The organism is Streptomyces sp. NPDC059452 (assembly GCF_042750035.1).
Lineage (GTDB): Bacteria > Actinomycetota > Actinomycetes > Streptomycetales > Streptomycetaceae > Streptomyces.
This window is the reverse complement of record NZ_JBHYVE010000006.1, coordinates 75,001-89,399: the sequence shown is the minus strand read 5'-3', so window position 1 is coordinate 89,399 and position 14,399 is coordinate 75,001. Positions and strand designations below refer to the sequence as shown.

The following is a 14,399-nucleotide window of genomic DNA, read 5'->3' as shown; positions in this document are numbered from 1 at the left end:
TCCGCAGCCGTCCACGCACCCATCGGCCCGCTGATAGCGAGGCATGACCAAGCCCTCACTATGCAATACCGGGTGAGGGAAAGCCACTTCCTCCCCGATTCAAAGGCGCCCCCGCCCACGTCTGACCGCCCCCGGCCACCCCGGCCACCCCCGGTCGTCTCAGACTTCGACGCCCTCAGCGACCGCCATGGTCTCCGCGACCTCTGCGACCTCTGCGACCTCCGGGGCCTCAGCGACCTCCGTCACCCCTGCGGTGCGCACGGCCACCGTCGGCTCCTCCCCCGTCTCCAGCGCGGCCACGGCCTCCTCCGTCTCCACGGCAGCCACCGCCACGACCTCCAGGGCTCCCCCAGCGCTCCTGGCCTCCCCGGCCTCCCCGACCTCCCCGGCCTCCGGAGCCTGACCCGTCTCCCCCGGCTCCCCCGTCAGGAAGTCCGCGATCAGCTCCGCGAACTCCTCCGGCGCCACGATCCTGAGGCCCAGCTCCTCCGCCTTGGTCCGCTTCGACCCGGCCTTCTCCCCCGCGACCAGCAGGCTGGTGCGCGCGGAAACGCTGGAGGACGACTTCCCACCCGCCCGCTCGATCAGCTCGTTCATCTGATTGCGCGACAGCTTCTCCAGCGCCCCGGTCATGGCGCCCGTGACCACCACCTTCATCCCCGCCAACGGCAGCCCCGCGCCGGGCTCGCCCCCGGCGCCCTCGCCCTCCGTGCCGGGCTCCGGGGGCGGGGTGGCCCCCGGCTCCGTCATCGTCACCCCGGCCCGGACGAGCTTCTCGATCAGCGGGGCCAGCTCGGTCAGCTCGGCGACCACCGCCGCGGCCTTCTCCTTGCCGATGCCGTCGACCCGCTGGAGCGACTCGGCGTCGGCGGCGACGATGTGGTCCATGGTCGCGAAGTACCGCGCGATCCTGCGGGACATGGAGCGCCCCGTCCCCCGCACGCCGAGGGCGCAGAAGACCCGGGACAGCGGGCGCGAGCGGGCGGTCTCGATGGCTGCCAGCAGATTGTCGGTGGAGGTCTCGCCCATCCGGTCCAGGGAGAGCAACTGCTCCCGCTCCAGGGTGAACAGATCGGCGAAGTCCGTGACGAGGCCCGCGTCGACGAGCTGGACGACCCGGGTGGCCCCGAGGCCCTCGATGTCGAGCTGGTCGCGGCCGGCGGCGTACGAGACGGAGGCGACCAGACGGCAGTCGCGGCCCCGGACACAGCGCCAGCGCTGCTCGCTCGCGTCGATCTCGGAGCCGCACTGCGGGCAGCTCTCCGGGAACACGATCGGCGTCTCGTCCCCCGTACGCAGATGGGCGACGGGTGCCTCGATGCGCGGGATGATGTCGCCCGCCTTGTAGACCATGACCTGGTCGCCCAGGCGCAGATCGCGGCGGGTGATGTCGGCGGGGTTGTGGAGGGTGGCGTAGCCGACGGTGGAGCCGTCTATCTCGACGGGCTCCAGGACGGCGCGCGGCGCGATGATGCCGGTGCGTCCCACGTTCCACTCGACGGAGAGCAGGCGGGTGATCTTCTCGACGGCCGGGAGCTTGTGGGCGATGGCCCAGCGCGGGGCCCGGGTGCCGGACCCGGCTTCGCGCCGGTCGGCGGCGAGGTCCGCCTTGATCACGATCCCGTCGATACCGAACGGCAGCGCGGCACGCAGGGCGCCGATCTCGTCCACCCGTGCCTGCACCTCCTCCACGGTGGTCACCCGGACCGGCGCCACCTGTGTGGCCGCGGCCGTGTGCACGCCGAGCCCGGCGACGTACGCGAGAAGTTCGCTGTGGGGCAGCTCGGTGAGGGTGGCGGCCGGCTCTCCGGAGTCGGCGAGCGGCAGCGCCCCGTAGGCGAAGAAGGTCGTCTCCACGCGGTACGCCCGGTCCTTGGCGCGCAGGGTGCCCGCCGCTCCGTTGCGCGGGTTGGCGAAGGGGGCGCCGCCGTGCTCCGTACGGATCGCGTTGCCCTGCTCGAACTGCTCGTCGGTCATGAGTATTTCGCCGCGCACCTCGATGGTGACCGGCGCCTCCAGCCGCTCGGGCAGTCCGACGACCGCACCGGCCGCGTGCGACACGTCCTCGCCCGCCGTGCCGTCGCCCCGGGTGATCAGCCGCTCCAGGCGGCCCTCCCGATAGCGGGCGGCGACCGCGAGGCCGTCGAGCTTCGGCTCCACGCTCCAGGCGGCGACCGGTCTGCCGATCCGCCGCTCCAGCGAGGCCGTCCAGGTCACGAACTGCTCGGCCGAGAACACGTTGTCCAGCGAGAGCATCGGCACCGTGTGCGGAACGTCGCCGACAGCGGCCCCGCCCGCCACCTTGCCGGTCGGTGATGACTCGTGTATCTCGTCGGGATGGTCCGCCTCGTAGGCGGCGATCCCCCGCGCCAGCCGGTCGTACGCGTCGTCGTCGAGCGTGCTCTCGCCCGTGGCGTAGTACGCGGCGGCGGCCTGGGAGGCCTCTTCGACCGCGGCGGTGTAGGCGGCGGCATCGGCGAGCACAGCGGCTGAGTTCGTCATGGCCACCATCCTGCCGCCCACCACTGACAATCCCTCCGAGGAGGCCTCCCCGGAGCCCCACCCGGTACCGGTGCCCAAGCTCCGTCAGGTGCTGCGCTGTCCGGTCAGCGGTGACCGGGACCGCTTCCGGCTGGTGTCGGGGGCCGGCTACACGATGCACGGCGACTTCTTCAGCGTATGGCCGGAGGAGGAGATGGCGCAGCGCGTACGCGACTGCGTCAACGCCATCGTCAAGTGCGGCTTCGACGGCAGTCCCTGATGGGCCGTCACCCACCCGTCCGCCGGTGTCCGCCCCGGGAACAACGAGAGGGCGGTGGCCGGCACCGACGCGCACGCGGGCCACGACATGCCCGGCATGACGCGGGTGCCCGGGCCGACGCCAAGCACCTGGCCGCCGCCCTCGTCACCGCGCGCGAGACCGCGCTCACCGAGCTGTCAGCGCCGGCAGAGAGCTCCCGGAAGCCGCGCGGGCCCTCGGCTGACCTGCTCCCCTGCGCTGCGGGTATAAAGGGCTGCATGACAGCCGAAGTGGAGCCGCCCGTACGCCCGACCTTGGAGGACGTGGCGGCCGTGGCCGGTGTCTCACGGGCCACCGTGTCGCGGGTGATCAACGGAGCCACCACGGTGGACCCCGCCCTGCGCACCGTGGTCGAGGAGGCGGTGGCGACCACCGGGTACGTGCCCAACCGGGCGGCGCGCTCGCTGGTGACCCGGCGCACCGACTCCGTGGCCCTGGTGATCTCGGAGCGCGAACGGCAGCCGGTCTCCGAGCCGTTCGTGGGCCGGATGTTCTCCGACCCCTACTTCGGCCGGGTCGTCGGCGGACTCCTCGAAGTGCTGCGTCCGGCGGGCATCCAGATGGTTCTGATGCTGGCGGACGACGAGCCGTCCCGGAACCAGTTGCTCTCCTACCTGCGCCACGGCCACGTCGACGGCGTCGTCCTGGTCACCTCGCACGCCGACGACCCGCTGCCCGGCCTGCTCCAGGACACCCGGCTGCCCGCCGTGCTGGCGGGCCGCCCCCCGCGCCCCTCGTCGCTCGCCTATGTGGAGGTGGACCAGCAGGCCGGGGCGCGGCTCGCGGCCGACCATCTGGCCGCGCTGGGGCGGCGCCGGATCGGGACGATCTCCGGTCCGCAGGACCGGCCCGCCGGGCAGGTCCGGCTCGCCGGTTTCCTGGAGGCCCTCGCCGCGCACGGCATCGAGGACGTGGCCTGCGCCGAGGGGGACTTCACTCATCTGGGCGGTGCGGCGGCGATGCGGCGGCTGCTGGTGGAACAGCCCGGCCTGGACGGGGTGTTCATCGCCTCGGACCTGATGGCGCTGGGCGCTCTGCCGGTGCTGCTGCGGGCCGGGCGTGACGTACCGTCCGATGTCGCGGTGGTCGGTTTCGACGACAGCAGCGCGGCGGCCGCCTGCGACCCGCCGCTGACCACGGTGCGGCAGCCGGTGGAGGAGATGGCGGCGGAGATGGCCCGGCTGCTGCTCAAGCAGATCGGCGGGCCCGGCGGCCCCTCGCCCTCCGTGGTCTTCCCGCCGACGCTGGTGCGGCGGCAGTCGGCCTGAGCGTGAGCCGGGGCGCGCTCACCCCGCCGCGCCCGGCGCCTCCGTCTTCGTCCCCAGGTCCGTCTCCAGCTCCGGCTTCGACTTCGTCTCCGGCCCCTCCCCCGCAAACGCCCCCTCCCCGGGAAACGGCTCGTCCGCAGGAAACGGCTCGTCCGCCCGCGCCGCCCCCGTGAAGCCCTCCGCCCGCACCGGCACCTGGGGCCCGGAGAACTCCAGCAGCCAGCGGTTCAGCACCCGGTGCACCGCCTCCGCGCCCACCAGCCCGCCGCCCGGCGGTGCGGGCGCCCCCTCGGCGGCTTCGGCGGCCACGATGTCGAGCGGGTCCGTCATCCCACGCGGCCAGAGCAGGAACGGCCGGGATTGTTCGCCGCCGAGGCCGCCGTGCGAGCCGATCTGCTCCTCGAAGGCGTGCACGGTGCCGGTTTCGGGGTCGTACATCGAGTTGACCATGACGTCGGCGACATGCGGGAAGGTGTCGGTGCGTCGTACGGCGGCCGCCGCGCCGGTCCCGAAGACCGCGAGCGGGCCCTCGCCGTCGGCCAGTTCCGCCACCGGGACCTCCGCCCCGCCCGGCCCGAGCACCACGGAGCCGTGCTCCTCACTCCGTACGAGAAGGAAGCCGACCCCCGGATGGTTGGCGAGCGTGGAGAGCAGCGCGGGGTGGCGGCGGTCGATCTGCTCGCGGGATGCGCGCCCCTCGATGTCGGGGAAGGAGAGCAGCCCGAGGTTGCCGGAGGCCAGCACGATCGGGTCGGAGCGTTTGGCCGGGCGCTCCGCCTCCGGTACCTCCTCGGGCGGGCGGTGCAGGGCGATCCGTACCGCGTCGCGTGCCTCGGAGGCGCTGTGCGTGCCGCGGGCCCGGCGCGGTACGGGGAGCCCGCACCCCGCCCGTACGAGGTCCTTGAGCGTCAGCCCGTACTTTCCGGCGAAGGTCTCGCCGGGGCTCTGGCCGTGGTCGGAGAGGAGCACGATCCGGTACGTACGCGGGGTGTGGTCGGCGATCTTCGCGATCAGGGCCAGCGAGCGGTCGAGCCGCCGGAGGACCTTCTCGGCGTCGCGGCTGTGCGGTCCGGAGTGGTGGGCGACCTCGTCGTAGGCGACCAGGTCGGCGTAGACGGCGGTGCGTCCGGCGAACATGTCCCCGAGGACTGCGGCGACCACCACATCGCGCTCCACGACGGTGGCGAAGGCCCGGATGAAGGGGTAGAGGCCGCCGCGCTTGACCCTCGGGGTGACCTTCCGGGCCCGGGCCCGGGTCGACTGGACGATCTCGCGGCCCACCTCGGCGGCGAAGGAGAGGGCAGTGCGGACGGCGTTGGCCGGGTCGGAGAAGTAGGCGAAGTACCCGGAGCGGGAGCGCCGCCCCTTGCCGCGCCGGGCGGCCATCGACAGGACCAGGGCGAGCTGGCCCGCGCCACCGCTGAAGAGGTTGCCGCGGCTCGCGCCGTCGATGGTGAGCAGGCCGCCGTCCCGGGTCCGGGCGATGGCGCGGCGCTGCATTTCGAGGGCGCTGGCCGGACGGCTGGAGACCATGACAGTGCCGGTCTCCTTCTCGTACCAGCGGAAGGCGGGGACGTCGTGGTTGGAGCCGTGCAGGATGGCGAGCTGGCTGGCTCCGGTCTGACTGGACCAGTCGGTGCGCCAGGGGGTGAGGCGGTGGCCGGAGGAGTCGGCGAGCCAGCCCGCGACGGTCGGCATCAGCCCGTCGGCCGCCGCCTTCACCAGGACGTCGTGGCCGACGCCGTCGAGCTGGAGGAAGACGGTGCCGGGCGGTCCGTCGCGGTCGGGCCACACGGTGTTCGGGGAGCCGCGTCGGCGGCGCCGGTCGGCGAGGCGGGAGAGCCTGCGGCGGTAGGCCTCGTCGTCGCGGACGGCGAGGGCGGTGGAGGTGGCGGAGGCGACGGCGGACATCACGGCGGCAACCACGACGGCGGTCTCCGGGGCGGCGTCCCCGCGCCCGTCCGGGATCAGGCGCAACGCGATCAGCAGCAGCGAACCGTTGAGGAAGAAGACCAGCGCGCCGAGCACGAGCGCGGGCACGATGAGCAGGGCCCGGACGAGGAAGGGCCACACCAGTGCGGAGAGCAGGCCGAAGGCGCCCGCGCCCCAGGCCGCCGTGAACGCGGTACGGGTGATCGTGTCGCCGTCCTCGGACTGGAGCCGGAAGTCGGGCAGGGCCCCGGCGAGCACGAGCATGGTGAGGGTGGAGACCGCCCAGACCGCGATGATCCGCAGGAGCGCACCACCCGCCGTACGCCATCTCGCCGTACCCCGCCCCGGCGTGGACGGCCCCGATGCGGGCTGTCCCGATGGGGGCTGTCCCGGCCCGGGCAGCCCCGACACACGCTGTTCCGACGCACGCGGTCCCGACCCGGGCTGTCCCGGCGTGGACGGCCCCGGTGCGGGCTGTCCCGATGGGGATCGCCCCGGCGTACGCCGTCTCCCCTTGGGCCACCCCGGCGTACGTCGTCTCCGCTCGTCCACGCCGGTCCACCTCACGCCTTCTTCACCCACGGGCCCGTCCGTCAAGGGCCCGCTCCCCAGCCTTTCACAGCGTCGGCCCCGGTCAGGCGGCCGTCGTGGGGAGCGCCCGGGGCGCATAGGCTCGTACCGGCGGCGCAACCGGTACGGGTACGGGAGCGCGGGCCGCTCCGGGGCGTCGGGCCCGCGGAGGTCGAGCGAGGAGGCGGCGCGTGCCGGTGGAGGTCACCTGGTGGGGTCATGCCACCTGCACGATCGAGGACTCCGGGGTACGCGTGTTGACCGACCCCCTCTTCGTACGGCGCTTCGCGCATCTGCGGCGCCGCCGGGGCGAGGTGCCGCCGCCGCAGGCCGCCCTCGCCGAGGTGGTGCTCGTCTCGCATCTGCACTCCGACCATCTGCATCTGCCGTCGCTGGCCATGCTGCCCCCCGGCACCCGGCTGATCGTGCCGGGCGGGGCAGTGGCAGCCGTGCCCGGGCTGCGGACGCTGAGCCGGAAGCTGCGGCTGACCGTCACCGAGGTGCGGGCGGGCGACGAAGTACGGGTGGGCGAGGTGCGGGTGCGCGCGGTCCCGGCGCTGCACGACGGACGGCGGCTGCCGGTCGGGCCGCGCCGGGTGCCCGCGCTCGGTTACGTCGTCGAGGGCGAGGCCCGAACGTACTTCGCCGGGGACACCGGGCTCTACGACGAGATGGCCGAAGCGGTGGGCACGGTCGATGTGGCGCTGCTGCCGGTGGGCGGCTGGGGCCCGTATCTCGGGCAGGGGCATCTGGACCCGTCCCTCGCCGCCGAGGCGCTGACGCTGCTGGAGCCGCGCTCGGCGGTGCCCGTGCACTACGGCACGTACTGGCCGATCGGCCTGGACGGAGTGCGGCCGCACGAGTTCCATGGGCCGGGCGACGAGTTCGTCCGGAAGGCGGGCATACGGGCGCCCGAGGTGACGGTGCACCTGCTGTCCCACGGCGAGCGGGTCCGGCCGGAGGCCGACCGGTGATCCAGGAGCTCCAGTCGGTGGTGCGGGAGCTGCCCACCGAGTCGACCCAGCAGGCCGTGGGCTATCCGACGCTGTTCCTCCTGGTGGCGCTGGGGTCGCTGGTGCCGGTGATTCCGACGGGGGCGCTGGTGAGTTCGGCGGCGGTGGTGGCGCTCCACCAGACGTCACCGTTCTCGCTGGTCTTCGTCTTCCTGGTGGCCTCGGCGGCGGCGTTCCTGGGGGATGTCTGCCTGTACTGGCTGGGGCAGCGCGGGGTGCGCTCGAAGAACGGTTCGAAGTGGCTGGAGGCGCTGACCCGGCGGGCCGCGCCGGAGCGGCTGGCCCAGGCGCAGGAGAAGCTGGCCGAGCACGGTGGGACGGTGCTGGTCCTGTCCCGGCTGGTCCCGGCCGGGCGGATTCCGGTGATGCTGGCCTGTCTGCTGGGGAAGATGCCGCTCAAGACGTTCGCCCGGGGCGATGTGCCGGCGTGTCTGGCGTGGGCGGCGACGTACCAGCTGATCGGGATCCTGGGCGGTTCGCTCTTTCCGGAGCCGTGGCAGGGCGTGGTCGCGGCGGTGGCGCTGACCGTGCTGATCAGCGGGGCTCCGGCGGTGTGGCGGAGGCTGCGGGCACGGTTCGGGCCGGGGACGGGCGACGCGACGGGCTGAGGCGGACGGGGGCGGGCCGAGCTCGGCGGGGCCGCCCCTGAGGGCCCCCCGGGGGTTCACCTCAGCTCAGCTCTCCGGGCTCGTTCCGCCACCTCACCTCAGCTCTCCGAAAGCCGCCGCGAACCTCGTCAGCGCCCGCTCGATGTGCGGCAGCTCCAGCGGCTCCGCCGCCGTCAGGGACTGCCGCTGCTCCTCGGGCGTCACCCCCAGCAGCGGACCGGTGGCCAGGCGTACGCGCAGGGCGCCCAGTTCGTCGCCGAAGCGGTGGCCGCCCGGGGTGGGGGCGCCGAGCCGGTCGGTGAGGTACTCCTCCAGCTCCATGGAGTCCGTGACACCGAGGTCCGCCAGCCGGGGGCGGAGCGGGCCGAGGTCCGCGTAGAGGTGGCGGCCCGCCTGCGGGGGGCGGGCCAGGGCGCCGGAGGTGAGGACGGCGCGGTGGGCGGCGGCGGCCACCTGGGCCTGGAGCCCCGCAGCCTGCCGGATCCGCTCCCGTACGGCCTCCGGCTCGCCGAGGGCGTGGGCGGCGGCGGGCGCGAGCGGCCCGGCGACCAGGGCCCCGAGCGCGGTCAGGATGTCCAGCGTACGGGCGCGGCGCGCGGCTCCCCGCCCGGTCTCCGGGAAGCGGGCGACGGCGAGGGGCCAGGCGGCGGGGGTGAGGGCGCCGGACAGGTCGCTGATGACGGTGACGTCGTCGGGGCACATCTCGGCGGGGCTGAGCAGGACGGTGTCACGGGGGCGGTGCACGGTGTCGCGCCAGGTCTCGTCGCTGATGATGTGCATGCCCTCGCCGACCGCCGCCTCGCAGGCCTCCCGCACCAGCTCGGGCGGGGCGACGGTGGCGGTGGGGTCGTCGGCGACGGAGAGCACCAGCAGTTTCGGCCGGCCGCCCTCGGCCCGTACCCGGCGCACGGTCTCCAGCAGGGCGTACGGATCGGGTACGCCCCCGCACTCGGCCGGTGTCGGCACCTGGTAGGCGGGTCTGCCGAGCAGCCGGGCCTGGGGCATCCAGGTGGCCGGGCAGGGGCGCGGCATGAGGACGTCACCGCCGTGTGCGGCGATCAGGGCAAGGAGGAGCGGCTGGTCGCCGGGGGCGGCCACGATGTTCTCCGGTTCCCCGTGCAGTCCCCGCCGGGCCCAGTAGGCGCAGGCCGCCTCGCGCAGGCCGCGGCCGCCGCCGGGCGGTTCGGGGCGGGTGCGGTCCGCCGCCGCGGCGAGGACGGCGGCCAGTTCGGGGAGGACGGGGAGGCCGGGGTCGGGGGCAGGCGGGCCGTAGCGGACGGGCCCGTGGTCCTCGTGCATTCCGGCCTCCTCCACCGCCGCTTCCGGTACTGCTCCGGGGCGCTCTCACGCCCTTTATACGGAGGTTCCGGCCGGGCCGCCCGCTCGACTCGCGGAGGTCCGGGCCGGGCCGCCCGCTCAACTCGCGGAGCTTCCGGCCGGGCCGCCCACTCGACTCGCGGAGGTCCGGGCCGGGCCGCCCGCTCGACTCGCGCACGCGGGCGCGCCTGGGCCGTTGTGCCGGTCGTGGGCACCGCGTGGCGAGGCTCTCAGCGCGCCTGCTGGTTCAGCGGCGGACGGCCGGGTATTCGCTGAGCCATGTCGCCCATGTCGTCACCGAACACTTCGTCCGCCGCCCCTGCCGCCGCCCGGGTACGGGGCTGGCTGCAAGGACGGGATCTCGCCGTCTTCCAGAGCGTCGCGGGCCGGCACTGGCCGGGCGCCGATCCCGTGCTGCCCAGGCTGAGCCGGAGCGCCAACCACGGGCTGCTCTGGTTCGGGGCAGCGGCCGGTATCGCTGCCCTCGGCACCAGCGCGCGGTCCCGCCGTGCCGCCCTGCGCGGGATCGCGTCCCTGGCCGTGGCCTCGGCGGCGATCAACACCGTCGGCAAGGGCGCGGTGCGCCGGCAGCGGCCGATACTCGATCATGTGCCGGTCGTACGGCAGCTGAAGCGGCAGCCGGTGACCACGTCCTTCCCCTCCGGCCACGCGGCCTCGGCGGCGGCCTTCGCCACCGGGGTGGCGCTGGAATCGAGGGGCTGGGGCGCGGTGGTCGCCCCTGTCGCGCTGGCGGTGGCCGCCTCCCGCGTCTACACGGGCGTCCACTATCCGAGCGATGTGCTGGCCGGGGCGGCGCTCGGCATCGGAGCCGCGTTCGCCCTGCGCGGGGTCGTGCCCACCCGGGGCCAGCTCCCGGCGCCCGGCCGCCCGCCCGCCGAGGCCCCCGCGCTGCCCGGCGGCAAGGGGCTCGTGGTGGTGGTGAACGAGGCTTCCGGCACGGCCACCGCGACCGCGTCCCTGGTGCGCGAGGCGCTGCCGCTCGCCGAGGTGGTCGCGTGCGCGCCCGCCGACCTGTCCACGGCCATGGAGAAGGCGGCGGGCCGGGGCAGCGCCCTGGGCGTCTGCGGGGGCGACGGCACGGTGAACCTGGCCGCTTCCGTGGCGGCGACGCACGGGATGCCGCTGGCGGTCTTCCCCGGCGGGACGCTCAACCACTTCGCCTACGACCTGGGCATCGAGACGGTCCAGGACGCGGCGGCGGCGCTCACGGCGGGCGATGCCATACAGGTCGACCTCGGCCGGTTCCGCCCCGGCCCGAAGGGACCGGACGGGGCCGACGGCTACTTCCTCAACGCCTTCAGCCTGGGCGTCTATCCGGAGCTCGTACGGACCCGGGAGCACTGGTCGCCCCGGATCGGCGGCTGGCCGGCCGGGGTGCTCGCCGCCTTCCACGTACTGCGCGGTGAGCGCCCACTGGAGGCCGAACTCCAGGGAAGCAGGCGCCCGTTGTGGCTGCTGTTCGTCGGCAACGGGCTCTTCCAGCGGGTCGGCCCGGCGCCCGGCCGACGCCACAATCTGGCGGACGGGCTGCTGGACGTGAGGGTGGTGCACGGCGGCCGGGGCCCGGCGCTCCGCCTGTTGGCGGCGGCGGTGGCCGGCCCGCTGACCCGCTCCCCCGCCCACGCGGCGGTGCGGCGGCGCCGGGTGCGGATCGCCGGTCTGGCGCCGGGGACTCCGTATGCGTACGACGGTGAAGTGGCCCACTCCGGAACCGAGTTGCTGATCGACAAGCTGCCGGAGGCGCTGACGGTCTACTGCCCGATGCCCGTCTAGCCACCCCACCCACTGTCCGCATCTCAAGACACCCATCTCACGATCCGACATAGCGGCGTACGGTGGCCGGAGCGCGCAACCGCTGCTCCGGGAAAGGACGCCACCATGCCGAAAGAGACCGCCGTCTACACCCACGGCCACCACGAGTCGGTGCTGCGCTCGCACCGCTGGCGGACCGCCGCCAACTCGGCGGGCTATCTGATCGGTGAACTCCGCCCTGGTATGGCGGTGTTGGACGTCGGCTGCGGGCCGGGCACCATCACCGCCGATCTGGCCGCCCTGGTCGCGCCGGGCCGGGTGACGGCCGTCGACACCGGCCCCGGCATCCTGGAGCAGGCGGCCGGTGTCGCGGCCGAACGGGGCCTGGACAACGTCGAGTTCTCGGTCGCCGACGTGCACGCGCTGGACTTCCCCGACGACTCCTTCGATGTCGTCCACGCCCACCAGGTGCTCCAGCATGTGGGCGACCCGGTCCAGGCCCTGCGCGAGATGCGGCGCGTCTGCCGGCCCGGTGGGGTGGTCGCGGCGCGCGACAGCGACTACGCGGCGATGGCCTGGTACCCCGAGACGCCCGGGCTGGAGGAGTGGCAGGAGGTGTACCGACGGGTGGCCCGCGCCAACGGCGGCGAGCCGGACGCCGGGCGGATGCTGGTCTCCTGGGCGCGGCAGGCGGGGTTCACCGACATCACCCCGACCGCCGCCGCCTGGTGCTTCGCCACCCCGGAGACCCGTGCCTGGTGGAGCGGGCTGTGGGCGGACCGTACGACGGACTCGGTCTACGCCGAACTGGCGGTACGGGGCGGCCATGCGAGCGCCGGGCAGCTGACGGCCATCGCGGCCACGTGGCGCGGCTGGGGCGAGGAGGGCGACGGCTGGTTCATGGTGCCGCACGGCGAGGTGCTCTGCCGGGGGTGACGCCGGGCGTGGCGCGGCCGCCGCAGGGCGGGCCTCAGAGCGGCCTCAGAGCGGCCTCAGGGCCGGTGCCACTCCATGACGCGGCCCTCGCCCCGCGCCCGCGCCCGCGCCGGGGCAACCGGATGCGCGCGGACCGGGGCGGACCCGAATCGATCACGCGCGCGGCGGACGCCAACTACCCTCGTACGCATGGAGATCCTGGGAACCACGCTGCGTATCTGCGTCCACGACCTGGAGGCCGCGGTGGCCTTCTACGAAGGGCTGACGGGCACCCCGGCCCAGCGCTTCGAGCGCGGCGGGGTGTCGGTCGCCGCGATCGGCTGCTTCCTGCTGATGAGCGGGCCGGAGTCGGAGCTGGAGGTGCTGCGCAAGGTCAGCGCGACCATCGCCGTGAAGGACGTCGACGAGGCGAACACGGCGCTGACCCGGGCGGGCGCGCGGATCGTCGCGGGGCCGGTGGAGACCCCGGCGGGCCGCAATCTGATCGCGCTGCACCCGGACGGCTCGGTCTTCGAGTACGTGGACCGGAACGTGACGGTCTGAACCCACCGGCCCGGGACACCGGGACAGGCACGTCAGGCGTGTCAGGCAGGTGCGAGCGCTCCGACGACCAGGTCGGCGAGCAGGGCGCCCGCGGTGCCGTCCGGGTCGAGGTCCGGGTCGTAGATGGTGACGTTGAGCCCGACGCACCGCGGCGAGGAGACCAACGTCCGCAGCAGCGGGGCGAGTTCGTCGGGCAGCAGGCCGCCGTCATCGGGGCTGTCGACGGCGGGCATGACGCTCGGGTCGAGGACGTCCGCGTCCAGGTGGACCCAGTAGCCGTCGAGGGCCGGTGTCTCCAGGCTCTCCACGGTGGCCCGCGCCAGCTCGGCCGCGCCCCACTCCCGGATCTGGCCGACGGTCGCGTTCGGGATCTTCAGGGCGGCCAGCTCCACCTGGTCCTCGTCCCCGTCCCGCATCCCGAAGAGGCGGACGTCCTCGTCCTTGAGGTAGGGCCCGAGCCCTTCGAGGTCGCTCAGGTCGGCCTGGCCCCGCCCGGTGGAGATGGCCAGCTCCTCCCCGCCCGCCGCGCCGACGAAGTCACTGTTGCCGAGGTGACGGAAGTCGGCGGACCCGTCGACGGCGGCCAGCCCGTACCGGCCGAGACGCCGCAGGGCGAGGGCCGCGCCGAGCTGGATGGAGCAGTCACCGCCGAGGACGACGGCGAACTCCCCGGCCCGCACGTGTCCTTCGATCCGGTCCGCGAGGGTGCGGGTGTAACGGGCGATGGCGGCGGCGTTGAAGACCCCGTCACCCTCCTGCCACCCTTCGCGGTCGTAGCGGGGCGGCACCACGACTCCGCCCTCCAGCGCGCCGAGACGCCGCACGATCCGTTGCTCCCGCAGCGCGCCCGCCAGCTTGTAGCAGCCCGGGACGGTGCCGGGGGCGGGGGGCCGCAGGCCCAGGTTGGAGGGGGCGTCGAGAACCACGATGGTACGCATGCGCCCCATCCTCGCCGCCGGTCCGGCCGGCCTCAAGGGGTTTCGGGCCCTCGGCAGAGAGGGTTACGGGGCTTCGGCGGCCGGGGCGGTGATCGCCCAGCGTTCGTGGTCGCGCCAGGCGCCGTCGATGTGGAGGAAGTCGGGCGAGAACCCCTCCAGACGGAATCCAGCCCGCCGGACCAGGGCGATGGAGGCCGCGTTGCCGGGCTGGATGTTGGCCTCCAGGCGGTGCAGGCCCAGCGGTCCGAAGGCCAGGCCGATGACGAGGCCGAGCGCTTCGCCCATCAGTCCGCGCCCGGCCGCGTGGGCGAAGGCCCCGTAACCGAGGGCACCGCAGCGGAAGCCGCCGAGGACGATGTTGTTGATGTTGATGAACTCGGCGATGGCCCCGTCCGCCCCGCCCTCGCCCGTGCCTCCCGCTCGCCCTCCTCGCCCTCCTGGCCCTCCTCGCCCTGCTCGCTCGCAGATCAGGAAGCCCTCGCGGGCCGGGTCCCGGGCGAGGGTCTCGGCGTACGCGGTGTAGGTGTCGGTCCGCTCCGGCGGGAAGAGCCACGGGCGGTGAAGAGCGCGGCTCTCCCGGGCGCGGGCCGTGAACTCCGCCGCGTCGGCCTCCGTGAAGCGGCGCAGGGCCGTCCTGGGGCCTTCGGCGAGATACGGGACGGTCGGCGTCCGGAGACCGTTCGGATCGGGCATCGTCCCAG

Annotated in this window: 11 protein-coding genes and 1 pseudogene; 7 read left to right on the top strand and 5 right to left on the bottom strand. The window is 74.4% G+C overall.

The features are described from left to right. Positions 1–159: 159 nt before the first annotated feature. Positions 160–2,502 (bottom strand): NAD-dependent DNA ligase LigA, encoded by a 2,343-nt coding sequence (gene ligA / locus ACFW9Z_RS11120; RefSeq protein WP_384637764.1) that lies wholly within the window; start codon positions 2,500–2,502, stop codon positions 160–162. A gap of 49 nt (positions 2,503–2,551) precedes the next feature. On the opposite strand from ligA, the pseudogene ACFW9Z_RS11115 reads away from it, so the two are divergent. Together ACFW9Z_RS11115 and ACFW9Z_RS11110 are read left to right on the top strand one after the other, a co-directional pair. Next, positions 2,552–2,761 (top strand): annotated as a pseudogene (locus tag ACFW9Z_RS11115) (hypothetical protein); the annotation flags it as partial. A gap of 257 nt (positions 2,762–3,018) precedes the next feature. After that, a complete protein-coding gene (locus ACFW9Z_RS11110; RefSeq protein ID WP_384637761.1) occupies positions 3,019–4,068 on the top strand; it encodes a LacI family DNA-binding transcriptional regulator in 1,050 nt (349 codons plus the stop codon). Between the two features lie 18 nt (positions 4,069–4,086). Here the strand turns inward: ACFW9Z_RS11110 and ACFW9Z_RS11105 are convergent, their stop codons facing one another. Next, the gene (locus ACFW9Z_RS11105; protein WP_384638243.1) at positions 4,087–6,264 is read right to left on the bottom strand and encodes a phage holin family protein; all 2,178 of its coding nucleotides are present in this window, start codon (positions 6,262–6,264) and stop codon (positions 4,087–4,089) included. A gap of 497 nt (positions 6,265–6,761) precedes the next feature. Between ACFW9Z_RS11105 and ACFW9Z_RS11100 the strand changes: the two genes are divergently transcribed. After that, positions 6,762–7,544 (top strand): MBL fold metallo-hydrolase, encoded by a 783-nt coding sequence (locus tag ACFW9Z_RS11100; protein WP_384637759.1) that lies wholly within the window; start codon positions 6,762–6,764, stop codon positions 7,542–7,544. Continuing rightward, positions 7,541–8,191, top strand: coding sequence for a DedA family protein (locus ACFW9Z_RS11095; protein ID WP_384637756.1), 651 nt, complete (start codon positions 7,541–7,543; stop codon positions 8,189–8,191). The genes ACFW9Z_RS11100 and ACFW9Z_RS11095 overlap by 4 nt, the downstream gene beginning before the upstream one ends. Positions 8,192–8,284: 93 nt before the next feature. Here ACFW9Z_RS11095 and ACFW9Z_RS11090 read toward each other — a convergent pair whose 3' ends face one another. Further along, positions 8,285–9,490, bottom strand: coding sequence for an aminotransferase class I/II-fold pyridoxal phosphate-dependent enzyme (locus tag ACFW9Z_RS11090; protein WP_384637753.1), 1,206 nt, complete (start codon positions 9,488–9,490; stop codon positions 8,285–8,287). A 306-nt stretch (positions 9,491–9,796) separates the two neighbouring features. Between ACFW9Z_RS11090 and ACFW9Z_RS11085 the strand changes: the two genes are divergently transcribed. From ACFW9Z_RS11085 to ACFW9Z_RS11075, 3 genes are all read left to right on the top strand, one after another. Further along, positions 9,797–11,302, top strand: a complete 1,506-nt coding sequence (locus tag ACFW9Z_RS11085; protein WP_384637751.1) for a bifunctional phosphatase PAP2/diacylglycerol kinase family protein — start codon at positions 9,797–9,799, stop codon at positions 11,300–11,302. A 105-nt stretch (positions 11,303–11,407) separates the two neighbouring features. Then, positions 11,408–12,217 (top strand): class I SAM-dependent methyltransferase, encoded by an 810-nt coding sequence (locus ACFW9Z_RS11080; RefSeq protein WP_384637748.1) that lies wholly within the window; start codon positions 11,408–11,410, stop codon positions 12,215–12,217. A 189-nt stretch (positions 12,218–12,406) separates the two neighbouring features. Then, entirely contained in the window at positions 12,407–12,760 is a 354-nt protein-coding gene (locus tag ACFW9Z_RS11075; RefSeq protein ID WP_384637745.1) for a VOC family protein, read from the top strand. 41 nt (positions 12,761–12,801) lie between these two features. Here the strand turns inward: ACFW9Z_RS11075 and ACFW9Z_RS11070 are convergent, their stop codons facing one another. Further along, complete coding sequence (locus ACFW9Z_RS11070) at positions 12,802–13,698, bottom strand: arginase family protein (protein ID WP_384637742.1); 897 nt, start codon at positions 13,696–13,698, stop codon at positions 12,802–12,804. 63 nt (positions 13,699–13,761) lie between these two features. Then, on the bottom strand, positions 13,762–14,391 hold the full coding sequence (locus tag ACFW9Z_RS11065) for a GNAT family N-acetyltransferase (RefSeq protein WP_384637739.1): 630 nt from the start codon (positions 14,389–14,391) through the stop codon (positions 13,762–13,764). Positions 14,392–14,399 lie beyond the last annotated feature (8 nt).